General features: G+C 65.1%; 23 protein-coding genes, 1 tRNA gene, 1 pseudogene and 1 other annotated feature. Of the genes and pseudogenes, 17 read left to right on the forward strand and 8 right to left on the reverse strand.

Translation table 11 applies throughout. From position 1 onward, the window contains the following. Positions 1 to 6: 6 nt before the first annotated feature. Positions 7 to 665: pseudogene (locus P0Y64_06560) on the forward strand (DDE-type integrase/transposase/recombinase). Continuing rightward, positions 123 to 239: a sequence feature (AL1L pseudoknot), on the forward strand. It overlaps the preceding pseudogene by 117 nt. Before the next feature lie 130 nt (positions 666 to 795). Here P0Y64_06560 and P0Y64_06565 read toward each other — a convergent pair. Further along, the gene (locus P0Y64_06565; protein ID WEK44454.1) at positions 796 to 2,052 is read right to left on the reverse strand and encodes a serine hydrolase; all 1,257 of its coding nucleotides are present in this window, start codon (positions 2,050 to 2,052) and stop codon (positions 796 to 798) included. Positions 2,053 to 2,356: 304 nt separating this feature from the next. Here P0Y64_06565 and P0Y64_06570 point away from each other — a divergent pair, with 304 nt between their 5' ends. The 3 genes from P0Y64_06570 to P0Y64_06580 all read left to right on the forward strand — a co-directional run bounded on the left by P0Y64_06570 (position 2,357) and on the right by P0Y64_06580 (position 7,322). After that, positions 2,357 to 3,859, forward strand: a complete 1,503-nt coding sequence (locus P0Y64_06570; protein WEK44455.1) for an ATP-binding protein — start codon at positions 2,357 to 2,359, stop codon at positions 3,857 to 3,859. 97 nt (positions 3,860 to 3,956) lie between these two features. Beyond that, positions 3,957 to 5,369 (forward strand): M20/M25/M40 family metallo-hydrolase, encoded by a 1,413-nt coding sequence (locus P0Y64_06575; GenBank protein ID WEK44456.1) that lies wholly within the window; start codon positions 3,957 to 3,959, stop codon positions 5,367 to 5,369. 132 nt (positions 5,370 to 5,501) lie between these two features. Beyond that, positions 5,502 to 7,322, forward strand: coding sequence for a DUF885 family protein (locus P0Y64_06580; protein ID WEK44457.1), 1,821 nt, complete (start codon positions 5,502 to 5,504; stop codon positions 7,320 to 7,322). 51 nt (positions 7,323 to 7,373) lie between these two features. On the opposite strand, the gene gdhA is transcribed toward P0Y64_06580, so the two are convergent. Continuing rightward, positions 7,374 to 8,723: an NADP-specific glutamate dehydrogenase gene (gene gdhA / locus P0Y64_06585; GenBank protein ID WEK44458.1), complete on the reverse strand. Its 1,350-nt coding sequence runs from the start codon at positions 8,721 to 8,723 to the stop codon at positions 7,374 to 7,376. Between the two features lie 269 nt (positions 8,724 to 8,992). Here gdhA and P0Y64_06590 point away from each other — a divergent pair, with 269 nt between their 5' ends. After that, a complete protein-coding gene (locus tag P0Y64_06590) occupies positions 8,993 to 9,286 on the forward strand; it encodes a putative quinol monooxygenase (GenBank protein WEK44459.1) in 294 nt (97 codons plus the stop codon). Between the two features lie 235 nt (positions 9,287 to 9,521). Here P0Y64_06590 and P0Y64_06595 read toward each other — a convergent pair. Further along, positions 9,522 to 9,595 (reverse strand) — tRNA-Gln (locus tag P0Y64_06595). A gap of 149 nt (positions 9,596 to 9,744) precedes the next feature. On the opposite strand from P0Y64_06595, the gene P0Y64_06600 reads away from it, so the two are divergent. Continuing rightward, a complete protein-coding gene (locus P0Y64_06600) occupies positions 9,745 to 10,785 on the forward strand; it encodes a Ppx/GppA phosphatase family protein (protein ID WEK44460.1) in 1,041 nt (346 codons plus the stop codon). Then, on the forward strand, positions 10,782 to 11,468 hold the full coding sequence (locus P0Y64_06605) for an RlmE family RNA methyltransferase (GenBank protein ID WEK44461.1): 687 nt from the start codon (positions 10,782 to 10,784) through the stop codon (positions 11,466 to 11,468). The genes P0Y64_06600 and P0Y64_06605 overlap by 4 nt, the downstream gene beginning before the upstream one ends. Here the strand turns inward: P0Y64_06605 and P0Y64_06610 are convergent. Genes P0Y64_06610 through P0Y64_06620 form a run of 3 tightly spaced genes read right to left on the reverse strand, consistent with a single transcriptional unit; the run spans position 11,457 to position 15,239 of the window. Then, complete coding sequence (locus P0Y64_06610) at positions 11,457 to 12,461, reverse strand: histone deacetylase family protein (GenBank protein ID WEK44462.1); 1,005 nt, start codon at positions 12,459 to 12,461, stop codon at positions 11,457 to 11,459. The genes P0Y64_06605 and P0Y64_06610 overlap by 12 nt on opposite strands. Continuing rightward, complete coding sequence (gene nhaA, locus P0Y64_06615; GenBank protein ID WEK44463.1) at positions 12,461 to 13,651, reverse strand: Na+/H+ antiporter NhaA; 1,191 nt, start codon at positions 13,649 to 13,651, stop codon at positions 12,461 to 12,463. The genes P0Y64_06610 and nhaA overlap by 1 nt, the downstream gene beginning before the upstream one ends. 10 nt (positions 13,652 to 13,661) lie before the next feature. Continuing rightward, the gene (locus P0Y64_06620; protein ID WEK44464.1) at positions 13,662 to 15,239 is read right to left on the reverse strand and encodes a lysine--tRNA ligase; all 1,578 of its coding nucleotides are present in this window, start codon (positions 15,237 to 15,239) and stop codon (positions 13,662 to 13,664) included. A gap of 32 nt (positions 15,240 to 15,271) precedes the next feature. On the opposite strand from P0Y64_06620, the gene P0Y64_06625 reads away from it, so the two are divergent. Together P0Y64_06625 and P0Y64_06630 are read left to right on the forward strand one after the other, a co-directional pair. After that, a complete protein-coding gene (locus P0Y64_06625; GenBank protein ID WEK44465.1) occupies positions 15,272 to 15,808 on the forward strand; it encodes a sterol desaturase family protein in 537 nt (178 codons plus the stop codon). A gap of 24 nt (positions 15,809 to 15,832) precedes the next feature. Next, positions 15,833 to 16,159 carry a pilus assembly protein PilZ gene (locus P0Y64_06630; GenBank protein WEK44466.1) on the forward strand — a complete coding sequence of 109 codons (327 nt, stop codon included), beginning with the start codon at positions 15,833 to 15,835 and terminating at the stop codon, positions 16,157 to 16,159. Positions 16,160 to 16,339: 180 nt separating this feature from the next. On the opposite strand, the gene P0Y64_06635 is transcribed toward P0Y64_06630, so the two are convergent. Continuing rightward, on the reverse strand, positions 16,340 to 17,275 hold the full coding sequence (locus tag P0Y64_06635; protein WEK44467.1) for a ribose-phosphate pyrophosphokinase: 936 nt from the start codon (positions 17,273 to 17,275) through the stop codon (positions 16,340 to 16,342). A gap of 81 nt (positions 17,276 to 17,356) precedes the next feature. On the opposite strand from P0Y64_06635, the gene gltX reads away from it, so the two are divergent. The 8 genes from gltX to P0Y64_06675 all read left to right on the forward strand — a co-directional run bounded on the left by gltX (position 17,357) and on the right by P0Y64_06675 (position 23,598). Next, positions 17,357 to 18,685 (forward strand): glutamate--tRNA ligase, encoded by a 1,329-nt coding sequence (gene gltX, locus P0Y64_06640; GenBank protein WEK44468.1) that lies wholly within the window; start codon positions 17,357 to 17,359, stop codon positions 18,683 to 18,685. Between the two features lie 134 nt (positions 18,686 to 18,819). Further along, positions 18,820 to 19,476, forward strand: coding sequence for an energy transducer TonB (locus tag P0Y64_06645; GenBank protein WEK44469.1), 657 nt, complete (start codon positions 18,820 to 18,822; stop codon positions 19,474 to 19,476). Between the two features lie 122 nt (positions 19,477 to 19,598). After that, entirely contained in the window at positions 19,599 to 19,946 is a 348-nt protein-coding gene (locus tag P0Y64_06650) for a hypothetical protein (protein ID WEK44470.1), read from the forward strand. Between the two features lie 62 nt (positions 19,947 to 20,008). Further along, positions 20,009 to 20,932 carry a bifunctional diaminohydroxyphosphoribosylaminopyrimidine deaminase/5-amino-6-(5-phosphoribosylamino)uracil reductase RibD gene (ribD, locus tag P0Y64_06655; GenBank protein ID WEK44991.1) on the forward strand — a complete coding sequence of 308 codons (924 nt, stop codon included), beginning with the start codon at positions 20,009 to 20,011 and terminating at the stop codon, positions 20,930 to 20,932. Next, positions 20,933 to 21,544, forward strand: a complete 612-nt coding sequence (locus tag P0Y64_06660) for a riboflavin synthase (protein ID WEK44471.1) — start codon at positions 20,933 to 20,935, stop codon at positions 21,542 to 21,544. It begins immediately after the preceding gene. Beyond that, positions 21,528 to 22,679, forward strand: a complete 1,152-nt coding sequence (gene ribB / locus P0Y64_06665) for a 3,4-dihydroxy-2-butanone-4-phosphate synthase (GenBank protein WEK44472.1) — start codon at positions 21,528 to 21,530, stop codon at positions 22,677 to 22,679. Before P0Y64_06660 ends, ribB begins: the two co-directional genes overlap by 17 nt. Positions 22,680 to 22,706: 27 nt before the next feature. Continuing rightward, on the forward strand, positions 22,707 to 23,126 hold the full coding sequence (gene ribH, locus P0Y64_06670; GenBank protein ID WEK44473.1) for a 6,7-dimethyl-8-ribityllumazine synthase: 420 nt from the start codon (positions 22,707 to 22,709) through the stop codon (positions 23,124 to 23,126). A 1-nt stretch (position 23,127) separates the two neighbouring features. Next, complete coding sequence (locus P0Y64_06675; GenBank protein ID WEK44474.1) at positions 23,128 to 23,598, forward strand: hypothetical protein; 471 nt, start codon at positions 23,128 to 23,130, stop codon at positions 23,596 to 23,598. Between the two features lie 48 nt (positions 23,599 to 23,646). Here P0Y64_06675 and P0Y64_06680 read toward each other — a convergent pair whose 3' ends face one another. Beyond that, a complete protein-coding gene (locus P0Y64_06680) occupies positions 23,647 to 24,723 on the reverse strand; it encodes an alkene reductase (GenBank protein WEK44475.1) in 1,077 nt (358 codons plus the stop codon). Between the last annotated feature and the right edge of the window lie 43 nt (positions 24,724 to 24,766).

Genomic DNA, 24,766 nt, shown 5'->3' on the forward strand with positions numbered 1-24,766 from the left:
GCCTTTATGAACAAAACGACGAACAAATTTGCGCCCGAGGTCCGCGAGCGTGCGGCGCGGATGGTGCTGGAGCGCGAGGTCCGCGAGTTGGGGCAGACGAACGAGATCCTGCGCAAGGCATCGGCATATTTTGCCCAGGCGGAGCTCGACCGCCCGTTCCGGCGATGCTCGCTTTCATTGACGATCACCGCGATGCCTATGGGGTCGAGCCGATCTGCCGCGTTCTGCCGATCGCCCCATCCACCTACCGCGAGCGCGTTACGCAGCGGCAGGATCCGACACGCCTGTCGGCGCGGGCGCAGCAGGATATGGCGCTCAAGCGCGAGATCGCGCGCGTGTTCGCCGAAAACTTCGCGGCCTACGGCGTGCGCAAAGTCTGGCGGCAGATGAGCCTGGCGCGTGCGATCCGGGGCAAGCCAGTGCGCACGACCATCAGCGACAAGGCGGCGGCGTGCCCGCTCGATCACGTCAACCGCAGGCTTTACGCGCCAGCGCCGAACATGTTGTGGGTATCGGACTTCACCTATGTCGCGACCTGGGCAGGCTTCGTCTACGTCGCCTTCGTCATCGACACCTACGCTAGGCGGATCGTCAGTTGGCGAGCCAGCAGGACGGCGCATACCAGCTTCGTCCTCGATGCCTTCGAGCAGGCGCGGCCAGACCGAGCCGCGCTATTGGGCAGCTGCGGATGCCGCGCATCAGAAGCCTGGCGAACCAGTTCCTCGGCATAAGATGTGGCCATCGCCATCATCCCTTCAGCGGCATAACGAACCAGACCCCGCGCCTCCCCAACCTCTATTTCGACGGCGGCTGAAGCTCGAGCCAGTCTGTCGGCGGCAAGCCATAAAGCATGTCGAAAAACTCGAGTTGCAGCCGCCCTGCTTTGGATTGATTGCTATTCCACAGCATCACGATGCCGCTCTTCTCGGCGGGATCGAACAGGATGAGCGAGCCATAACCGTCCACCGATCCACGATGCCCGACCAAAGCGTGGCCGGCATAGACATAACTCCGCCAGCCCAGGCCGTAAGCGGCGTTGGTCAGCGCGCGGTCCATCGGCCCGCGGCGTCCGCGCGGCGGTGTCGTCACCCGTGGGTGGTGCATCGTCTCGATTACCGCCGGTGACAGCACCTCGGGCGCATCGCCCATCTGCGCGCGCATCCATAGGATCAGGTCTCGGATCGACGAGTTGACACCGCCAGCCGCCGGCACCCGATAATAACTGTCGTTCACGATCGCGGGCGCCTTATTGTGATGGTGCGGCCGCGCCCAGCTCGCCGCGCCTTCCAATCCTGCACGGCCGATGCTGGCATTGGTCATGCCGAGCGGCTCGAACAGGCGGGCGCGGGCGACGCTGGCATAATCCTGCCCCGTTACCCGCTCGACAATCTCGCTCGCCGTATCGAAGGCGACGTTCTGATAGGAATAACAGGTCGCCGGCGCGCAATAGGGCGGCAATGTGCCAAGTCCGGCGCGAAGCAGCTTGGGGTCAGCGCCCGCCTCGAGCCGGTCGTCCCAGGCGTTGTGGACGAGGCCCAGACGATGAGACAGAACGTCTGCAACCGTAACATGACTGGCGTCGCCGGGAAGCGTCAGTGTCGTGCCCATCTTCGCCAGAGGTGCGTCAAGCGACAGCTTCCCCTCCTCAGCAAGACCGGAGACGAGGGCGGCGGCCACGGCCTTGGATAGCGACGCCCAGCGGAACACCGTGTCAGGCGTCACCGGCCTGCCCGAGCCCGCAAGCGTTTCGCCATAGCCACGGAGAAAGCGGACCCGCCCGCCCTCGATCGCTCCGACGGCAAGCCCCACCATATCGGGATCCTGCATGAGGCCGCGAATCCGCTCGTCCAGACGCTGATAGTCAACCTTCGATGGCGAACTATCCGAAACGGGTTCGGACCATTCCCGGCCCGCGACGACATGCGCTTTTGCCGCGGATGGCCCAGGCTTCGGGCTCGAGAAGCCCCACGTCACCACCACCGCCACGATGAAAATCAGCCCCAGAACCGTGGCGAGTGTTCGCGCTCGCCTCATCTTGCTCAATCCGGTCATTCGCGTCCCATTTAACCCGGCATTGCTCCACCGATAGCGCATGCGGCCTTCGTCTGCCGCCGCCAGCCTCCCCCATCAAACGGAAAATTCTACCTTCTGAACGACTTTCGGGGAAGCGCCGGAAATCATGCCGGGAAAACCAGCGGCCGCGCTTTGCCTTTACCCGCGAGCGCAATCGCGCGGTTCCAGCGATGCGGATCGCAGACGGCCGGGCGTCGATCGCGCGCGATCCGCACGCGCCCTAAACCTCTCCCCCGACGCAATCCGCTTGCCCCGAAGTCCCAGCATTGCCATCGGCTGGGTAATGACTGCCAAGATCGACATGGGATACGACGGGTCGGGCCGCTCGGTCGAGCTTGACCTCGAGGAGCTGCTTGCCACGCGTCTGCTCGTTCAGGGCAATTCCGGCTCGGGCAAGTCGCACCTGTTGCGTCGTTTGCTCGAAGGTAGCGCGGGGCTCGTCCAGCAGGTCGTCATCGATCCCGAGGGCGATTTCGTCTCGCTCGCCGATGCCTTCAGCCACATCGCGGTGGATGCGGCGCAATATAGCCTGATCGAGATGGAGCGGCTCGCCATCCGAGCACGCGAACACCGCGCCTCGGTCGTGCTCAATCTCGACGGGCTGGAGGTGGACGATCAATTGCGCTGCGCGGCGAGCTTCCTCGCGGCGCTGTTCGATGCACCACGCGAACAATGGTATCCGATCCTGGTGGTGGTCGATGAAGCGCAGCTCTTCGCGCCTGCTGCCGCCGGCGAAGTTGGCGAGGAAGCGCGCCGCGCGTCGCTGGCGGCGATGACCAATTTGATGTGTCGCGGCCGCAAGCGCGGGTTGGCCGGGGTGATCGCCACGCAGCGACTAGCGAAGCTCGCCAAGAACGTCGCGGCCGAAGCGTCGAACTTCCTGATGGGGCGCACCTTTCTCGATATCGATATGGCGCGCGCCGCCGATTTGCTCGGCATGGAGCGCCGGCAGGCCGATCAGATCCGCGATCTGGCGCGGGGCGAATTTCTCGCGCTCGGCCCCGCAATCTCGCGCCGCCCGGTCAGCGTACGCATCGGCAGCGTCACCACCTCGGCGCGGAACGTGAGCCCCAAGCTGATGCCGCTGCCAGCGGCAGACGTCGACGGGCTGCGCGACCGGCTGTTCACCGACGATGCGGAGGAAATGCTCCCGCTGCCGCTTCCCGCCCCCCCGCCCCCGTCGATTTCGGAGCTGATGCAAAATACGCTCGCCCCGTTGGCCCCGGTGCCCGACGTACCGGAACTCGACGAGGCCGAGCAGGAAGCGGTCCGCACCGAGGTTATGGCCGAAATGGCACGGGAAGGCGTGCGCGTGCCCCTGCCGCAGCTATATCAGGACTATCAGGTCCGTTGCCGGATGCGCGGCGTCACCGCGAACGAGCCGCTCGACCAGTTTCGCCGGCATTTCGCGGTGGCGCGCGCGGGTTTGAACCCGGACGAGGATTGGACCGACGTTCTGACGCTTGGGGAATCTCTGCCCGAGGAAATGCTCGCGCCGTTCCTCGGCCTCGCGCGCGCGGCACGGGCTGAGGAGGATTGCCCCGACAATGCGACGCTGGCGATCCTCTACGATACCGCATCGCCAAGCCGGGCACGGCGGATGCTCGAATATATCGAGGAAAAGGGATTGATCGTGGTGCGCGTCGATCTGATCGGGAAGCGATCGATCAGCTTCCCGCATTTCGGCTGGACCACGCGCCCCGCCGTCCCCGAGCCCCCGCGCCCGCACATCTCACGCCGCACCACGCCGGCGGCGCGCAGCGGCGCGCGTGAACGGCTGCGCTAACACCCTGCCCTCACCGCAATCCGATCAACCGGATTGCGGCAGCAGCAACAAAACATCATAGCTGTCACCATCTTAGGGGAACCGGGGAAAGACCGATATGAAGTCACTGGCGTTGACCACAGGCGCGTTGCTGCTCGCGCAGACCGCGATGGCACAGGCGCAGACGCCCGCGCTCCAGCCCGATCAGCAGGCGTTTCGCGCGATCTATCAGGAGCTGGTGGAAACCGACACGAGCATCACCAGCGGCAGTTGCACCGATCTCGCTGCGAAGATCGGCGCACGTTTCAAGGCGGCGGGCTTCAACGACAGCCAGATCACCTATTTCTCGGTGCCGGAGCATCCGAAGGATGGTGGCGTCGTCATCGTCTATCCAGGCACGTCGCAAGCGGTGAAGCCGATGCTGCTGCTCGGCCATATCGATGTCGTCACCGCGAAGCGTGAGGACTGGACCCGCGATCCCTATAAGATGATCGAGGAAAACGGCTTTTTCTACGGCCGTGGCACCGCCGACATGAAGGCGATGGACGCGATCTGGATCGATACGCTGCTGCGCTTCAAGGCAAGCGGTTACAAGCCGAAGCGGACGGTGAAACTCGCGCTCACCTGCGGCGAGGAAACGACCGGCGCGTTCGACGGCGCCGAGTGGCTCGCCAAGAATAAGCCGGACCTGATTGCCGCCGAATTCGCGCTCAACGAGGGCGGCGGCGGCCGCGCCGGGCCGGATGGCAAACCAATCGTGATGACGCTCCACGTCGGCGAGAAGATCGTCCAGAATTACCGGATCGAGGCGACCAATCCCGGCGGCCACAGCTCGATCCCGGTCCGCGACAATGCCATCTACGAACTGGCTGATGCGCTGGTGAAGGTGCGCGAGCATGAGTTCCCGACCCAGCTCAACGACACGACCCGCGCCTATTTCGCGAAGTCCGGCGCGTCGCGGAAGGATGAGGTCGGCGCGGCGATGGTCGCGATCGCGAAGAATCCGGGGGACACGGCGGCAGTGGCGATCCTCAACAAGGATCGTTCCTATCATTCGATGCTGCGCACCACCTGCGTCGCGACGCTGCTCGACGGCGGCCATGCCAATAACGCGCTGCCGCAACGCGCCGGCGCCAATATCAATTGCCGCATCTTCCCCGGCAATGATGTCGAGGCGATCCGCGCCGATCTGGAAAAGGCGATCGGCGATCCGCGGATGAAGGTGACGCTGGTGCCGCCGATCCGCCCGGCCGCCGTGCCGCCGAAGCTCGATCCGAAGATCGTCGGGCCGGCGGAGAAACTGGTGGCCAAATATTATCCGGGCGTCCCGCTAGTGCCGGTGATGTCGACCGGCGGCACCGACGGCATCTATCTGGAGACGATCGGCATCCCGTCTTACGGGCCGCCGGGCCTCTACAACGATGCCGAAAGCGGCGCGCACGGCCTGAATGAGCGGATGCGGGTCGATGCGGTCTACAAGGGACGCGATTTCTTGTTCGATCTCGTCAAGGCATATGCCAGCGGCAGCTAAGATGCCGCTTTTCTGAGCGATTGCCGGATCATGGTCCTGTTCGGGCCATAGTCCGGCAGCGGCGGGGAGCATTGCGCTGCCCCGCCGATCGCGTTTACCCCTGGATCATCAAACTTTCCGGGGGATTTTTCAGTGGATCGTCGTTCGTTTCTTGGCCGCGCCAGTGTCGCTGCGGTCGCCGCCGGCCTGCCAGCCGTGGGTTATGCGGAGGCCGGTGCCGGCGGCTCCGGTGAGGATATCAAGCTCCGCAAACTGCTCGACCGAATCTTCGCGGACCGGCTGACCGGCAATCCCGAAGGCGCCACCCGCCTTGGGTTCGATACGGGCAAGAATGTCACACTGAAATCGCAGCTTGAGGGCCGGAGCGCGGCCGACGCCGCGCGCAGCCTGGCGCGCACCAAAAGCGAGCTGGCCGCGATCCGCACGATCGACCCGAAAAAGCTCGGCGAGGACGGGCGGCTCGATTTCGACGTCGTTACCTACCAGCTCGAAGGCAGTATCGCGGGGCAGGAACGCTTCCGTTATGGCTCGAACGGTGGCCGCTTCGCGCCCTATCGGCTGAGCCAGCTCACCGGTGCCTATCAGGATATCCCGGACTTCCTGGATACGCAGCATCGCGTGAGCGACGTGGGCGACGCCGATGCCTATCTCGCGCGGCTCGGTGCATTCGCCACCGTGCTCGATCAGGAGACCGAGCAGCAGCGGGTCGATGCGGCCAAGGGCGTGTTCGCGCCCGATTACATCCTCGATACGACGCTGAAACAATTCGCCGCGCTGCGTGACAAGCCGGCGGCCGAGACCGATCTCGTCACCGGCTATGCCGCGAAGTTGCAAAAGGCGGGGCTGCCGCCCGCACGCGCTACGCAGGCGGCCGCGCTGGTTGCGGAGAAGGTCTTCCCCGCGCTCGATCGTCAACGCGAACTGGTGCGTGAGTTGCGCAGCAAGGCGACGCATGACGCGGGCGTATGGCGACTGCCCGATGGCGACGCTTATTACGCAGCAGCAGCCGAGGCGGCGACCACCACCCGGCTGACCGGCGACGAGATCCACAAGCTCGGGCTGGAGCAGGTGGCGGAGATCAGCGCGCGGATCGACGGCATCCTCAAGGGGCAGGGCATGGCGCAGGGCACGGTCGGCGCCCGACTGGTCGCGCTCAACGAGCGGCCGGACCAACTATTCCCAAACACCGACGAGGGCCGTGCCGCGCTGCTCGCCGAGCTCAACAAGCAAATCCGCCGCATGGAACCACGCCTGCCAGAGCAATTCGCGACCTTGCCCAAGGCCCCGGTTGAGGTGCGGCGCGTGCCGCCGGCGATTCAGGCTGGCGCGCCGGGCGGCTATTATCAGAATGCCTCGCTCGATGGCTCGCGGCCGGGCATCTATTACATCAATCTGCGCGACACGTTCGATCGCCCGAAGTTCGGCCTCGCCACGCTGACCCATCATGAGGCGGTGCCGGGGCACCATCTTCAGGTGATGCTGGCGATGGAATCGCAGGATATTCCGCTGATCCGCCGCCGCGGGTTCTTCAGCGGCTATTCGGAGGGCTGGGCGCTCTATTCAGAGCAACTTGCAGACGAAATGGGGATGTTCGACGGCGATCCGCTCGGGCAGGTCGGATACCTCCAGTCCCTGCTGTTCCGCGCGACGCGGCTGGTGGTGGATTCGGGGATGCACGCCAAGCGCTGGAGCCGCGAGAAGGCGACCGATTATCTCATCGCCACCACCGGCATCGCGCGCGGTCGCAGCCAGGGCGAGATCGATCGCTATACCGTCTGGCCTGGTCAGGCGTGCAGCTACAAGATCGGGCACACCGTGTGGGTGAAGTTGCGCGACGAGGCCAAGACCAAGGCCGGCGCGAATTGGGACCCGAAGGCATTCCACTCGGTGTTGCTGAAGGGCGCGATGCCACTCACCGTTCTGGAACGGCTGGTGCGTTCGCGCATCGCCTGACCGCCATTTGCGAGGCGGCGGAACCCCGGCCGGGATTCCGCCGCCTTCGGCTCAGATCACGCCGAGCGAACGCATCGCTTCGGCAACGCGGACGAAGCCGGCGATATTCGCGCCGAGCACATAATCGCCCGGCGAAGCATATTCCTCCGCCGTCGCGGCGCAATTGTCATGGATATCGCGCATGATCTGCGCGAGCCGGTTTTCGGTCTGCTCGAACGACCAGCTGTCGCGCGATGCGTTCTGCTGCATCTCCAGCGCGGAGGTGGCAACACCGCCCGCATTCGCCGCCTTGCCCGGCGCGAACATCACGGCCGCCTTCTGGAACAGCGCCACCGCTTCCGGGGTCGAGGGCATGTTGGCCCCCTCCCCGACCGCGACCACGCCATTGGCGATGAGGGCGCGCGCGTCCTTGGCGGTCAACTCATTCTGCGTCGCGCACGGCAATGCGATGTCGCACGGCACATCCCAGATCGAGCCATTCTCGATATAATGCGCGCCATCGCCCTTGAGCCGGGCATATTCCGCGAGGCGCTCGCGACGCACTTCCTTGATTTCGCGGAGCAGCGCGAGGTCGATGCCCTGTTCGTCAAGGATATAGCCATTGGAATCGGAGCACGCGATCACCTTGCCGCCGAACTTCTGCGCCTTGTCGATCGCGTAGATCGCGACATTGCCCGAACCCGACACGACCACTTTGCGCCCATCGAACGCCATGCCCTTGGTCGCGAGCATCTTTTCGACGAAATAGACGAGACCATAGCCGGTCGCTTCGGTGCGGGCACGCGATCCGCCGTAAACCAGCCCTTTGCCGGTCAAGACGCCCGCCTCATAGCGGTTGTTGAGACGTTTATACTGGCCGAACATATAACCGATCTCGCGGCCACCGACGCCGATATCGCCCGCCGGCACATCGGTATATTCACCGAGATGGCGCTGCAGCTCGGTCATGAACGCCTGACAGAAGCGCATCATCTCGCCATCGGATTTGCCGCGCGGATTGAAATCCGAGCCGCCCTTGCCGCCGCCGATCGGCATGCCGGTCAGCGCGTTCTTGAAGATCTGCTCAAAGCCCAGGAACTTGATGATCCCGAGATTGACCGAAGGATGGAAACGGATGCCGCCCTTATATGGGCCGAGCGCCGAATTGAACTGGACGCGAAAACCGCGATTGATCTGGACCTGCCCCGCATCATCGACCCACGGCACGCGGAAGATGATCTGACGTTCGGGCTCGCAGATGCGCTCGATCAGCGCATGGCTGGCGTAATCGGGATGTTTGGCGACGACACGGCCAAGGCTTTCCAGCACCTCGTGAACCGCCTGGTGAAATTCCGCCTCGCCGGCATTACGGCGCAATACCTCATCAAGAACCGGCTGCAATTTTTCATCAATCTTGCTCAAAAATACCTCCCGGACGCACAATTCGGCACCCTGTGCATCGGGGTCGGCGCTTTTCGCAAGCCTATAAGGCGCTCCCAAGAGGGGGTAGTATCGTTTGACACCAAACTTCACCTGCCCGGCGCATTTTGAGCGATCGCCACCGATTTATGTCGGGACGTCACTGATATTCAGCTAAACCATTCGATATCGAAGATTAACCCGATGCACCGCAACAGACGCGGCGCGCGGGCAATGCCGGCAGGAAAGCCGGCGCAAAGGAGAGTGACTCAATGAAGATCGGCGTAATCGCATCGTTCAAGGCGCAACCTGGGCACCGTGCCGAACTGGTCGCCGCGTTGCAGGAGAATATCGCGGTCGTCCGCGCCAATGAGCCGGGATGCCTCAGGTGCGATGTGTTCACATCGATCGACCATAGCGAGCAAGTAAGCCTCGTTGAGGTTTATGCATCGGAAGAGGCATTCGAAACGCACCGCAGCGCGCCTTATGGGGCCGAACTGTTCGCGCGCGTGAAACCGCACATGGACGGGCTTCCCGTCGCCGATCGGTTCCACATCGCCGAATAAAGGATGCCGCATGGTGGTGGTCGGCTGAATCGGACGCATTTTCCGACGGCGGGCCACCGATACGGCCGTGCGGCGGCGGGCAATTGATTCGGCCGCCGGTTTTCTTATCGCCACGCGGCACGGCAATCGCCGATCACGAAAAAGCGATCAAAAACCTGGTCTGGCTGCAAAGCTGGGATCGCACGCTCGCGGTATTGGCCAACCGCCTGAAACGAAGCCGCGATGAGCGGAAGCCTGGATGCCCCGCGAGGATTCGAACCTCGATTAACGGAGTCAGAGTCCGTGGTCTTACCATTAGACGACAGGGCAATAGGGCAACCGGGAGGCGCCTCTAAGCCGGAACTGGCAGGCGGGTCAAGGGCGGCTTGCTCGTCCGGTCATGAATCTGTAGCCTCCCAACCCAAGCACCGGGCGAACCGAGGGTTCGTGACGGCAGAACAGAATAGAAAGTAACGGCAATGGGCGATGCTTCCGCCAATTTGCCGTACCGGCCGGGGCAAGCAGCCCCCGCCCGTTCGGCGCCCCCTCCCGCGCGATCACGCGCGGGATTCGCACGGCATTATGCCGCGCTTGATCTGGGCACGAACAATTGCCGCCTGTTGATCGCACGACCGCAGGGAGATGGATTCGCGGTGGTCGACGCCTTTTCGCGCATCGTGCGGCTTGGCGAGGGACTGGCGAACAGCGGGCGACTTTCCGATGAAGCGATAGAGCGCACGCTCGCCGCGCTGCGTGTTTGCGCCGACAAGCTGAAGCGCCGCAATGTCGCGCTCGCGCGTTCGGTGGCAACCGAAGCCTGCCGCCGCGCGACGAACGGCGCCGAATTCATCGCGCGCGTCCGTGCCGAAACCGGCATCCATCTGCATATCATCTCCGCCGAGGAGGAGGCGCGGCTCGCCGTGCTTGGCTGCCATGTCCTGCTCGAACCGGGCGAAGGCACGGCATTGGTGTTCGATATCGGCGGCGGATCGACCGAATTGGTGCTGATCGACACCGCCAGCACCGTCCCCACCGTGCTTGACTGGCATTCCGCGCCATGGGGCGTCGTCTCGCTCACCGAAAGCGTCCCGGCGCAAGAGGGGGCCGACGGGCGGGCCGCCACTTATGAACGGATGCGCGCGCTGGTGCGCGAGAGCTTCGCCCCCTTCGCCCAGCGATTGCCGACGGGCGGCGAGCATCGCCGGCTGCTCGGCACGTCCGGTACGGTGACGACATTGGCGTCGGTTCACCTCGGGCTCGACCGTTATGATCGATCGGCAGTGGACGGATTGATCGCGCCGGCGCATGCGATGCGCGAAGTGTCGAACAGCCTTGCCCATATGTCGCCTGCGGAGCGCGCCGCGCTGCCGTGCATCGGCCGCGAACGCGCCGATCTCGTCGTTGCCGGATGCGCGATCCTGGAGACGATCCTCGATCTGTGGCCGGCGGAGCGCATCGGTGTGGCCGACCGCGGCATCCGCGAAGGCATATTGCGTCGGCTGATGGCGGCCGGCCGATGAGCCGGGGCGGCCCCGTCGGGCACCAGCGTGTCCGCACCGCGCGCAACCGCACCGCGCAATCGACCCGCTGGCTCGAACGCCAGCTCAACGATCCCTATGTCCGCCGCGCCAAGGCGGAAGGCTATCGCAGCCGCGCCGCGTACAAGCTGACCGAACTCGATGAGCGCTTCGGGCTGCTCAAGGGCGCGCGCCGCGTGATCGATCTCGGCATCGCGCCGGGTGGCTGGAGCCAGGTGGTACGCCGGATGGCCCCCAAGGCAACGGTTGTGGGGATCGATCTGCTGCCGGTCGATCCGATCGACGGCGTCACCATCTTCGAACATGATTTCATGGATGATGCGGCGCCCGGCATGCTGATGGAGGCACTGGGTGGAGCGCCGGATCTCGTGCTGTCGGATATGGCCGCGAATACCGTCGGCCATCCGCAGACCGACGCGCTGCGCACCATGGCATTGGTGGAAACCGCCTTCGCCTTCGCGATCGAGGTGCTCGCACCGGGCGGAACCTTTGTCTCCAAGGTGTTCGCCGGCGGCGCGGATTCGGCGTTCGTCGCGGAAATGAAGCGCCACTTCACCACCGTGAAACACGCCAAGCCACCGGCGAGCCGCAAGGGCAGTGTCGAGTGGTTCGTCGTCGCACAGGGCTTCAAAGGGCGCCCGAAGGCACCCGAATCAGAAGCCTGACAGGAAACTCGTCACGTTCGCGCCGAGCGCATCGACCGCATAGCCGCCCTCCATCACGATGATGCTGGGCAGCGCGGTCGAGGCGATATCGCGCGCGAGCAGCGCATAATCGCCGGTGGTGAGCGCGAAGTGTGAGATCGGATCGCCCTCCCACGTATCCGCGCCGAAGCTGACGACGAGCAGTTCCGCGCCGAACCGCGCGATCGCCTCCAGCGCCTGTCCCTGCGCGCGGCGGAACGCGTCGGCCCGTGTGCCGTGTGGCAGCGGCAGATTGAGCGTGGCGCCCGCGCCATCGCCTTCGCCCGTCTCGTCGGCATGGCCCCAGTAGAAGGGGTAATCGCTCGCCGGGTCGGCGTGGACCGAGGCGTAGAACACGTCGCCGCGTTCCCAGAAGATATCCTGTGTGCCGTTGCCGTGATGATAATCGATATCGAGGATCGCAACCTTCGCCATCCCTGTGCTGCGCGCAGCCTGCGCCGCGATCGCCGCGACGTTGAGGTGGCAATAACCGCCGTAATAGTCGGCGCCCGCATGATGCCCCGGCGGCCGGCACAAGGCGAAGGCGGCGCGCTCGCCGCCAAGCACCGCATGCGCCGCGCCGAGCGCCGTCTGTGCGCTCCAATAGGCGGCCGTATAGGTTTCAGGGGTGATTGGCGTCGTGGCGTCAAAGGCATAGCGCCCGAGCAGCGCATCGACCCGATCGAGCCGCAACGCGCGGCGACGTACCACCGGGAAGGCATAGGGTATCGCCTCACCCGGCCGCCCCGCCTCCTGCCACAGCCGCGGCGCATCCTGCAGGAAGCGGACGTAATCCGCGTCGTGCACCGCAAGGATCGGCGCCGCGCCGCGATCGGCCGGCATCTCCGCCCCGCCGATCGCGTTCAGGATCATCTCCGCACGCGACGGCTTTTCGGCATAATCGGTGAAGCCGCCGTTATGCAGTTCGCGGCGCGGTGCGTGGGTAAGCTGTGCAGGGGCGAAGAAGCGGCGCATCACGCCCGCCGCGCCGCCAGCGCCAGCACGGCGAACCCAGCAACCGCCGACAGCAACGATCCGGCCAGCACGCCCATCTTGACCTCCTCCACCAGCACCGCGTCTCCGGGGAAGGCGAGGCCGCCGACGAACAGGCTCATCGTGAAACCGATCCCGGCGAGCAGCGCCATGCCATAGATCTGCGCCCAGCCGACCCCGCCGGGGCGTTTGGCGATCCCCAGCCGCACCGCGCCCCAGATACCGCCGAACACGCCCAGCTGCTTGCCGACGAACAGGCCGAGCGCGACGCCCAGCACCACCGGCTCGGCCAGCACGCTCCAGCCGAACCCGCCCAGTGCAACACCGGCATTGGCGAAGGCGAACAGCGGCACGATCACGAACGCCACCCACGGGCTCAGCGCATGTTCGAGCCGATGGAGCGGTGAATCCACCGCATCGGGGGCGCCCGGCGTCGGCACGATCGGAATGAACGCGGCGGTCACCACCCCGGCGATCGTCGCATGGACGCCCGATTGCAGCACGAACAGCCACAGCACAGCGCCGGTGACAAGATATGGCCACAAGGCCAGCACCTTGCGGCGGTTCATCACGTAGAGCACCGCCAGCGCCACGCCAGCGCCGGCCAGCGCGATCACGCGAATCTCGTCGGTATAGGCAAGCGCGATGATCGCCACCGCGCCCATGTCATCGACGATCGCGACGGTGGTGAGCAGCAGCTTCAGCGCCGCTGGCACGCGCCGCCCGAGCATCGCCATCACGCCGATCGCAAAGGCGATGTCGGTCGCCGCCGGGATCGCCCAGCCGCGCTGCAATCCGCTGCGATCGCCCACCACCAGCAGATAGACCAGCGCGGGCACCGCCATGCCGGTCGCCGCCGCGATGAACGGCAGCCGCCGCTGATCGGCGCGCGCCAGTTGCCCGTCGACGAACTCGCGCTTGATCTCCAGCCCGACGAGCAGGAAGAACAAGGCCATCAACGCATCGTTGATCCACAGATGGATCGTCATCGGGCCGAGCTTGGCCGAAAGCACCGGCCCTGTCTCGGCATGCAGCACATGCGCGTACCAGTCCGCCGTCGCCGGCAGGTTGGCGACGAGCATCGCCAGCGCGGCGGCAGCGATCAGCACGAATCCCCCCGCCGCCTCCCCCGCAAGAAAGGCACGCAGCGCGGAGATTCGCCCCCGTCTCATCAGGCGCGCCTCATCCGCCCGCGCGCTCCAGCGCCTCGGCAATCAGTTTGCGGCTATTGGCGATGCCATAAAGCTTGATGAAGCTGCCCATGCGCGGCCCCTGGCTTGATCCCAGCAGCGTTTCGTACAGCGCCTTGAACCAGTCCCGCAACTCGGCGAACCCGCCGGTCTTGCCGATCTCATAGATGTGGTTCTGGATATCCTCCGCGGGCGCGTCGGCCGGCAGCGCGGCAAGCGCCTCGTCGAGCCGCTTGAGCGCCGCCACCTCCACGCCTTCGGGCGCGCGGCGCTGGAGCGTCGGCGCGACGAAATCGCGGTGATAGGCCAATGCATAGCCGATCAGGCGATCCAGCTCCGGATAGGCCGCCGGCGTGGCATCGGGCACATAATTGCCGAGATAGCCCCACACTTGTTCAGGCGACGCCTCCCCCATCACGCCGACGAGGTTGAGCAGCAGCCCGAACGTCACCGGCAGCGTGCCTTCGGGCAGCTTGCCGTCATGAATGTGGTGAACCGGGTTGCCGAGCCGCTCCTTGATCGCCTGCCCGGCGTAATTGGTGCGGAACTGCCAATATTCGTCCACCGCGCGCGGAATCACGCCCATGTGGAGCTGTTTGGCCTTCTTCGGCTCACGATAAGCGTAGAAAGCGACCGATTCCTCCGGCCCATAGGTCAGCCATTGATCGAGGCTGATGCCATTGCCCTTCGACTTGGAGATCTTCTCCCCCTTTTCGTCGAGGAACAGCTCATACACCAATGTCTCGGGTTTCCGCGCACCGAGAATCTGGCAGATCTTCCCGCCGAGGATGGCGGAATCGATCAGGTCCTTGCCGTGCATCTCATAATCGACGCCCAGCGCGGCCCAGCGCATCCCCCAATCGGGCTTCCACTGGAGCTTCGCGCCACCGCCGAGGATCGATTGCTCGATCGTCTCGCCTTCATCGACGAAACGGATCAGCCCGGCTTCGGCATCGACCACCTCGACCGGAACCTGAAGCACGATGCCGGATTTCGAGCTGATCGGCAGCACCGGCGAATAGGTCGCCTGTCGCTCGCCGCGCAGCGTCGGCAGCATCACGCCCATGATCGCATCATAGTTGCGCAGCACGTTCCTGAGTTGCTCGTCGAACCGGCCCGATGTGTAATATTCGGTCGAGGACGCGAATTCGTATTCGAAGCCGTAGCGATCGAGGAAGGCGCGCAACATCGCATTATTGTGATGCGCGAAGCTCTCATACTTTTCGAACGGATCCGGCACCTTGGTCAGCGGGCGGCCGAGATACTCGGTCAGCATCGCATGATTGGGCACGTTGTCCGGCACCTTGCGCAGGCCATCCATGTCGTCGGAAAAGGCGATGAGCCGCGACGGCTGATCGGAAAGCGCGGTGAACGCATTACGCACCATCGTCGTGCGCAGCACCTCGTTGAACGTGCCGATATGCGGCAGCCCCGATGGGCCATATCCCGTTTCGAAGATGATCGGCGCGCCGCCCGGTTTGCCCTCGGGCCAGCGCTTGAGCAGCCGGCGCGCCTCCTCGAACGGCCAGGCCTTGGACTCTAGGGCTGCGGTGCGAATGTCGTCTGTCATGGTGCAGTGCGACGTAGCGACGCACGGCCGCGATGGCTATATCCTCGCGCATGTTCTGGTGGCTCGGCCCTATCCTGTTCATCGTGACCGTCGCGGGGATGGAGGTGTTCGCCTATGTCATGCACCGCTGGGTGATGCATGGGCCCGGCTGGTTCCTGCATGAAAGCCATCACCGCGAGCGCACCGGCCGGTTCGAACTCAACGATCTGTATGGCGTGATCTTCGCAATTCCCTCGATCGTGCTGCTTTACGGCGGGACGCAGGCGGGCTGGTGGACCGGCTGGGCATGGATCGGAGCGGGGATCGCCGGCTATGGCGCGATATATTTCGGCTTTCACGATGTGATCGTCCACCGCCGCGTGGCGACCCGTTATCTGCCGAGATCGCGCTATATGAAACGCATCGTGCAGGCGCACCGGCTGCATCATGCGATCGGCACCAGGCAGGGCGCGGTGAGCTTCGGGTTTCTCGTCGCGCCGCCGCCTATCGTGCTGAAAGCAGAGCTTAAACGACGCGGAAACGTGCACCTGCGTGCGACGAAGCGAGCGGAAACGTTTGCGGATTGGTAACCATTGGCGGCGCATAAGCGGGCGATGGATCAGGCCGTATCCCTACCTGTGATTCACGAAGGCGAAGACAATCGCCTTGCGCTGCGCAAGGCGGTGAAGATGCGCGCGCATCTGCGCGATCGTGGGACGACGCGATTCGAGATCGACGTGGTCGACCTCTCCACCACCGGATTTCGCGCGCAGACCAGCTTCACGCTCTGGCCCGGTCAGACGGTGTGGCTGACGCTGCCGGGGCTCGCGGGGTTGGAAGCTGTGGTCGCGTGGCGGGATAAATATCGCTACGGCTGCGCCTTCGCCAAACCGCTGCATCGCGCGGTGTTCGATCACATCGTGGCGCTGGGAAACAGTTAAGCGCGCGCCGATCACATAGCGAAGCTGCTGCCCGGCCGGCGGGTCGGCATGGCCAGTCGAGCTACTTCAGGAAAAGACCAATCCAATCAGCCACGCCGCGGCAACGCTGCGTCGTCGATCGGGCATTTTTGCGGCCGCCGGCCCTGACGGGCGATGCGCCTTTCAGCGCACCGGCGCCCATCAGTCAAACAGGCTCGACACGCTGCTTTCGTCCGCGATCCGCCGAATCGCCTCGGCCAGCAACGGCGCGATCGTGAGATGGCGGATGCGCTTGGCGTCCGCGATCACATCCTGATTGCCGATCGAATCGGTGATCACCAGCTCACGCAGCGCCGATCCCTCGACCCGCGCCACCGCGCCGCCCGAGAGCACGCCATGCGTGACATAGGCCACCACGTCTTCCGCTCCGGCGGCTTTCAGCGCGGCGGCGGCGTTACAGAGCGTACCGGCCGAATCGACGATATCGTCGATCAGGATGCAGAAGCGGCCCTCGACCTCGCCGATGATGTTCATCACCTCGGACTCGCCGGCGCGCTCGCGGCGCTTGTCGACGATCGCCAGCGGCGCGTTGTCGAGCCGCTTGGCGAGCGCACGCGCACGCACCACGCCGCCGACGTCAGGCGAGACGACCATCAGATTCTTGTCGCCAAAGCGCGAATGAATGTCCGCAGACATCACCGGCGCGCCGAACAGATTGTCGGTCGGGATATCGAAGAAGCCCTGGATCTGCCCGGCGTGAAGATCGACCGAAAGCACGCGGTCGGCACCCGCCGTGGTGATCAGGTTCGCGACCAGCTTGGCCGAGATCGGGGTACGCGGACCCGGCTTCCGATCCTGCCGGGCATAGCCGAAATAGGGGATGACGGCGGTGATCCGCTTGGCCGACGCGCGCTTCAGCGCGTCGATGCAGATCAGCAGCTCCATCAGATTGTCGTTCGCCGGATAGCTGGTCGACTGGATCAGGAACACGTCTTCGCCGCGCACGTTCTCGCGAATCTCGACGAAGATTTCCTCATCGGCGAAGCGGCGCACCAGCGCCTCGGTCAGCGGCAGCTCGAGATAGGCCGCGATATCGCGTGCCAGCGGCAGATTCGAGTTACCGGTCATCAGTTTCATTATGTCACGCCCTTCGCCCAGACCGGTCGCCCTTAATACCGGGGACTGGCGAGGGAAAGGGCAAGCGCCTAAGCGAGCCAAATGACCGTCGTTACCCGCTTCGCGCCGTCGCCCACCGGGCAGCTGCATGTCGGCAATATCCGCACCGCGCTGCACAACTGGCTGTTTGCCCAAGCGAACGGCGGCAAGTTCATGCTGCGCATCGACGATACCGACGCGGAGCGCAGCGAGGAGCGTTTCGTTGAATCGATCCGCGCGGATCTCGATTGGCTCGGCCTCGTGCCGGCTGCGGAGGTGCGGCAGTCCGCGCGATTCGCGCTTTATCAGGACAGGTTCGATTCGCTCGTCGCGGCAGGGCGTATCTATCCCGCTTATGAGACCGCGCAGGAGCTTGATCTCAAGCGCAAGATTCAGCGCGGACGCGGGCTGCCCCCGGTCTATGATCGCGCCGCGCTTCGGCTCAGCAACGCGGAACGCGCGCAGATGGAGGCGGACGGCGTGCGGCCGCACTGGCGCTTCAAACTTGAGCATGGCGCGGCGATCGAATGGCGCGACCTGATCCGCGGCGACCAGCATTTCGATCCGGCGACGATGAGCGACCCCGTGGTGCGCCGTGCCGACGGATCGTGGCTATACATGCTCCCGTCGGCGATCGACGACGTGGATCTTGGCATCACCCATGTCGTGCGCGGCGAGGATCACGTTTCGAACACCGCATTGCAGATTCAGATGTTCGAAGCGCTCGACGCCGCTCCGCCAGCCTTTGCGCATGAGGCGCTGCTCACCGGCAACGAAGGCAAATTGTCCAAGCGACTCGGCAGCGTCGGGGTCGATCAGTTCCGCGAGACGGGGATCGAGCCGCAGGCGATTCGCGCGCTGCTCGCCCGGCTTGGCACCAGCGATCCGGTCGAGCCGCTCATCGACGTGGCTCCCCTCATCGCCGGCTTCGATTTCTCGCGCTTCGGCCGCGCGCCGGCGCGCTTCGACGAGGGCGAACTCGCTCAGGTCAATGCGCGGATCATTCACCAGCTTCCGTTCGCAACGGTCGCCGATCGGCTGCCTGTCGGCATGGGCGAGGCGGCATGGGAAGCGGTGCGCCCCAACCTTAACACCATCGCGGAAGTGCGAGACTGGTGGCAGGTGATCGAAGGCCCGATCGACGCGATCGATCCGGGCGAAGACGCCGCCTATCTCGCCGAAGCAGCCGAAGCGGCCACCGCGATCGATTGGGCAGTCGATCCGTGGCACGCGCTCACCACGCGACTCAAGGAGACCACCGGCCGCAAGGGCAAGGCGCTGTTCCTCCCGCTGCGTCGCGCGCTGACCGGGCGCGATCACGGACCGGACATGGCAGCGCTACTCCCGCTGATCGGCCGCGATCGCGCGCTCATGCGCCTTTCGCCGGGCTGAGACGCGAGGCGCGTCCGGCAAAAGCCAAATGCATCGCCGTGATGTTATAAAGTCTCTTTTCTACAATATTGGTATGTTGTATCATCTCGATACCGGGAAACCGGCCAAGGAGAACAATCGAGAGGATCAGCCCTATGTACGCGGATCGTCACTCCCGCTCCGGCGGGTTCAACCCTGGCAGCCTCGCCATCGCGCTCACCATCAACGCGACACTGGTCGCCGGGCTGATATTATCGGTGCCGGAATTCCGGGCGCCACTGGATCATGTGCTCCAGACCCGAAATATCCCGATCGACGAACCTCCGCCCCCGAAGCCTCTGCCACAACCCGAGCCCAGGATCGCGCACCAGTCGCAGCGGACCATCCAGCATATCGACACCCTCAAGCCGTTGGTGGATACGAACACCGCCAGCGGCCCCTTCGTTTTCCCCCCACAGCCACCATTCGATCCGGGGATGGATGCTGCGGGAACGACGATCATCGATCCGCCGGTCAAGCCGCCGGTGCTCAGCGATGCCACGGTCGATCCGCGCTATGCGCGCGATTTCCAGCCCGAATATCCCGCCGGTGAACGCCGCATGGGCAATGAGGGCAAGGTGGTGATCCGCGTGCTGATCGGCAGTGACGGGCGCGTGAAGCAGGTTGAGCGCGTCTCCGCCGCAAGCGAGTCTTTCTGGCAAGCGACCAAGCGGCAGGCGCTCAGCCGCTGGCGCTTCCGCCCCGCCTTGCTTGATGGCGCGCCGGTCGAATCGTGGCGCATCATGACGGTTCGATTCGAGATGACCTCCTGATGGCAGCGCCGTCGGCCCTCTTTCGCCCAATCGCCATAGGGCGCGGTGGCGGGAGGGGGCCGACGCAACGCGATTCCCCTCAGGGGTGGCAAGTGGCGCCGCGCACGCCTATCTTGGGCGCCATGCAATTCCTCGCCCGCATGTCGCCGCTTCGCGCGCTGCGAGACCTTCGGCTGTTCCTGCACCAGCGTCAGCCGCACGAACTCGGCTTCCTTGCGCTCGCCATTCTCATCACCGGCTTCTTCATCTTCGCCTTCGTGAAGGATTCGAGCATCGAGAAGGTCTATAAGCCCAACATCATCTACGTGCAGCAATGGCGCCTCGATCGCACGGACGCGCAAATCCGCGCGCAGCAGAAGATCGATCAGGTGAAGATCGACAAGGAACAGGCCGAGCTGGCGAAGGAACAGGCCAAGACCCGCGCCGAATTCCAGCGCCTCGATGACAAGATGAAGCGCTGGGGCCTCTGAGCGCCGCCGCAGATCAGCGCTGGATCGCCGCCGCGCTCGCGCTCGCCGCGCGATCGCGCGGGCTGACCGCGCCCAATCCCAATGTCGGCTGCGTCATCGTCAACCACGACTGCGTCGTCGGACGCGGCTGGACCCAGGCCGGCGGCAGGCCCCATGCCGAAGCGATGGCGCTGGCCGACGCGGGTGAGGCGGCGCGCGGCGCCACCGCTTATGTCACCCTCGAACCCTGTGCACACCGCTCGGCGCGCGGCCCGGCCTGCGCGGATCTGCTTATCGAAGCGGGCGTGACGCGGGTGGTCGCGGCGTTGCGGGATCCCGATCCGCGCACCGATGGCGCCGGCTTCGCGCGTCTCTCCGCCGCGGGAATCGCCGTCTCCAGCGGCGTCAGCGAAGACGAAGCGCGGCGGTCGATGGCGGGTTTCCTCACCCGCCGTGCGTTGGGTCGACCGCATGTCACGCTCAAGCTCGCAACCTCGCTCGACGGGTGTATCGCGCTGGCAAGCGGGGAGAGCCGCTGGATCACCGGCCCCGAATCACGCGCCCATGCGCATCTCGAACGCGCGCGGCACGAAGCGATTCTCGTTGGGCGAGGCACATGGGAGGCCGATGCACCACGCCTCGACGTGCGGCTGCCGGGGCTCGAATCGCGCGCGCCACAACGCGTCGTTCTTTCGACGCGCACGCCGGATGCGCCGGGCCTTACCGTGATTGCGCGTCCTGCCGAGATCGCCACGCTGCCGGGCGACCATCTGCTGATCGAGGGCGGCGCGGGCGTGGCCTCCGCCTTCCTCGCCGCCGATCTCGTCGATCGCCTGCTGCTCTATCGCGCGCCGATCCTGATCGGGCGCGGACGCGCTGCGCTGGGCGACATCGGCCTCGCCAACCTTGCCGACGCGCACGGCCGCTGGCGCCTGACCGACGCGCGCGAGCTTGGCAGCGACCGACTCGAGGCATATGAGCGCCAACGACAGCAGGACTCCAATTGAATGTTTACCGGGATCGTCTCCGACGTCGGCACCATCAGCGCGATTGAATCGCGCGGCGACCTGCGCGTGGTCGTCAACACCGCTTATGATACGGCCGGGATCGATCTCGGCGCCTCGATCTCCTGTTCGGGCGTGTGCCTGACGGTGGTGGACAAGGCCCCCGGCTGGTTCGCCGTCGACGTCTCGGGCGAAACCGCCAGCCGCACTGCGCAGGGCCAGTGGAGCGCGGGGCGCCGCCTCAACCTCGAACGCGCGATGAAGCTCGGTGAGGAACTCGGCGGCCATATCGTGACCGGCCATGTGGACGGCGTCGCCGAGGTGATCGAGGTATCTCCCGACGGCGATTCAAAACGCATCACCTTTCGTATTTCCAGCGATCTCGCGCCGTTCCTCGCCGCCAAGGGCTCGGTAACGGTCGATGGCGTATCGCTCACCGTCAACACCGTCGAAGATCGCGCCGACGGCACATTGTTCGCGATCAACCTGATTCCCCACACCCAGGCGGTAACCACGCTGGGCGCGCTAGTGCCCGGCCAGCCGGTCAATATCGAGATCGACGTCCTCGCCCGCTACCTCCAACGCATGGAACATTATCGTGTCAAAGCCGGCTGAACTCGCGCGTCTGCGCCACGCTTTCCTGTCTTCGCCCGAAGAGATCATCGAAGAGGCGAAGAACGGCCGAATGTTCATCCTCGTCGATGACGAGGATCGCGAGAATGAGGGCGATCTGGTGATCCCGGCGCAGATGGCGACGCCGGAAAAGATCAATTTCATGGCCAAGCACGGGCGCGGGCTGATCTGTCTCGCGCTCACCAAGGCGCGGGTCGATCAGCTCGGGCTCGGGCTGATGAGCCGTCATAACGGCACGCGGCACGAAACCGCCTTCACCGTCTCGATCGAGGCGCGCGACGGCGTTACCACCGGCATTTCGGCAGCCGATCGCGCCCGCACCGTGGCGGTGGCGATCGACGCGTCGAAGAGCCGCGAGGAGATCGTGACCCCGGGTCACGTCTTCCCACTCGTCGCGCGCGACGGCGGTGTGCTCGTCCGCGCCGGCCATACCGAGGCGGCGGTCGACGTTTCACGGCTCGCCGGGCTCAATCCATCGGGCGTGATCTGCGAGATCATGAACGAGGACGGCACGATGTCGCGGCTGGACGATCTCGTCGCCTTCGCGCAGCTTCATAACCTCAAGATCGGCACGATCCGCGATCTGATCGCCTATCGCCGCCGCCACGATCATCTCGTCCAGAAACAGGCGGAGATGACGTTCGAATCGCGCTGGGGCGGCACCTGGCGGGGTATCACCTTCTTCAACAAGGCGACCGGCGACGAGACGATCGCGCTTGTGAAGGGCCGGATCGATCCCGCCAAGCCCACGCTGGTGCGGATGCACACCGCAAGCTTCTTCGTCGACATGTTCGGCGAACAATCCGATCGCTCGGGGCTGCTGTCACGCTCGATGGAGATGATCGGGGAAGAGGGCGCGGGCGTGATCGTGGTGATCAACCGCCCGATGCAGGGCGCCGTCACGCGTTTCATGAAGGCGCGCGCGGAGGGCAAGGGCCCCGGCGAGCCGGAGATCGAGGAACTGCGCGATTACGGCGTCGGCGCGCAGATTCTCGCCGAGCTGGGGGTGGAAGAAATGGTGCTTCTCACCAACACCCATCACGCGCTGATCGGGCTGGAGGGCTATGGCCTGTCGATCGTCGCAGAGCGACCGATCACCGGTGTCGGCGCGGCGTAATTCGTTAATATCGAAGGTAACACATACATGGCCCGCATCCTCATCGTCGAAGCGCGCTTCTACGATCATCTGAACGACATGCTGATCGCCGGCGCGCGCGCCGCGATCGAGGGCGCGGGGCATCAGGCGGAAGTCATCACCGTCCCCGGTGCGCTGGAAGTGCCGGGTGCGATCGCGATGGCGGCCGAAACCGGGCGCTATGACGGCTATGTCGCGCTGGGCGTAGTGATCCGGGGCGAGACCTATCATTTCGAGATCGTCTCGAACGAAAGCGCGCGTGGGATCATGGCGCTGACGATGGATGGCCTGCCGATCGGCAACGGCATCCTCACCACGGAGAACGAGGAGCAGGCGATCCGGCGCGCCGATCCGGCGCAGCTCGACAAGGGCGGCGGCGCGGCCGAAGCGGCACTCGCGATGCTCAAGCTGCGCGAGCTGTTCGGCTGACATGCCGGGCGAGCCGCCACCCTCGCGCTATCGCGTGGTGGAGCGTGGCCGGCGGCTCGAAGTGATCGACACGTATAAAGGGGGCAGGGCCGCTACGGCCACGCCCCCGATCATGGCTTCCGGCGGGGTCGCCCGCAGCCTTGCGCCGACAGCGGTCGCGAGTGTCACGCGCCCTGCCAAACCGCCGATTGGCAGTCTCCTGGCAACGAGCCCGGCAGCAAATGTCCCCTTCGTCACCATGCGGCTTTACGACAGCAAGGGGCCGCGCACCGTCCGACTCGATGATCGCGCATTGATCATGGTTGCGCGCGTCCGGCTAGTCGCGCTGCTGCTCGCAATGACGTGGTTCCTCGCGGCGCTCTGGCAGCCGCTTGTCGCGGTGCTTCCGCTGTTCCTGTTCGCCAGGAACGGGCTGGGCAGCGCGATCCGCCGGCGGATTACCAACTGGCTCGATCGCTACCCGCCCGCATAGCCCGAGGCGCGCCGCCCCCGTCAGCAAACGGGAGCGACGCGCTGATATTCAGGCGGCGGATTCTTCCAGCGCGGGATAATCGACATAACCTTCCGGGCCCGGCCGGTAGAAGGTCTTCGGATTCGGCTCGTTGAGCGGCGCCTCGTGCCGGAAGCGTTCGACCAGATCGGGATTGGCGATGAACAACCGCCCCCAGCTGATCGCATCCGCCAGCCCCGAATCGAGATCGGCCTGAGCACCGGCCAGCGAATAGTCCTGGTTCAGCACCAGCGGGCGGGTGAACGCCTCGCGAATCTGCGGGCTGAGCTTGGGCACCTCGCTGCTGCCGAATGTCCCCTCTGGCGATTGCTCGCGTAGTTCGAGAAAGCCGATGCCGAGCGAATCGAGCAATCGCGCGACCGGCACGAATATGCTCGCCGGATCGCTGTCATCCGCGCCCTGCGATTCACCGTTGGGGGAGAGCCGTACCGAAGTGCGGCCCGCGCCGACCTCGGCGATCACCCGTTCCGTCACTTCGCGCAGCAGGCGGATGCGGTTTTCCGGCGGCCCGCCATAATCGTCGTCGCGCAGATTCGTGCCGTCACGCAGAAATTCATCGATGAAATAGCCGTTGGCGCTGTGGATCTGCACACCGTCGAACCCGGCGGCCAGCGCGTTGCGCGCGGCGGCGGCATAATCGTCCAGTGTCTGGCGGATATCGTCCAGCGTCGCGGGGCGCGGCGTATCATAGGGATTCTTCTCCGGCACCGCATAAGGCGCGCGCAACGGCGACGGGGCCAGCGATTGCAGCCCGCTCACATCGGGCCGCGCGAGCCGCCCCATATGCCAGAGCTGCGCGACGATCCGGCCATTGGCGCGGTGCACCGCCTCGGTCACCGGCTTCCACGCCTCGACATGGCTGTCGAGCCACAGCCCCGGCGCGTTGGGCCAACCCAGCCCCTGCCGGCTGATCCCGGTCGCCTCGCTGATGATCAAGCCAGCGCCCGCGCGCTGGCGATAATATTCGATCATCAGATCGGTCGGCACATGGCCTTCGGTGGCGCGGGTGCGCGTCAGCGGCGCCATGATGATACGATTTGGCGCATTTATCGCGCCTAGCGCGATCGGATCGAACAGACTGGGCATGTATTCCCCTTCGGTTGCACATTGCTACCTGACGCAACGCAGA

This window comes from Candidatus Sphingomonas colombiensis, assembly GCA_029202845.1.
GTDB lineage: Bacteria > Pseudomonadota > Alphaproteobacteria > Sphingomonadales > Sphingomonadaceae > Sphingomonas > Sphingomonas colombiensis.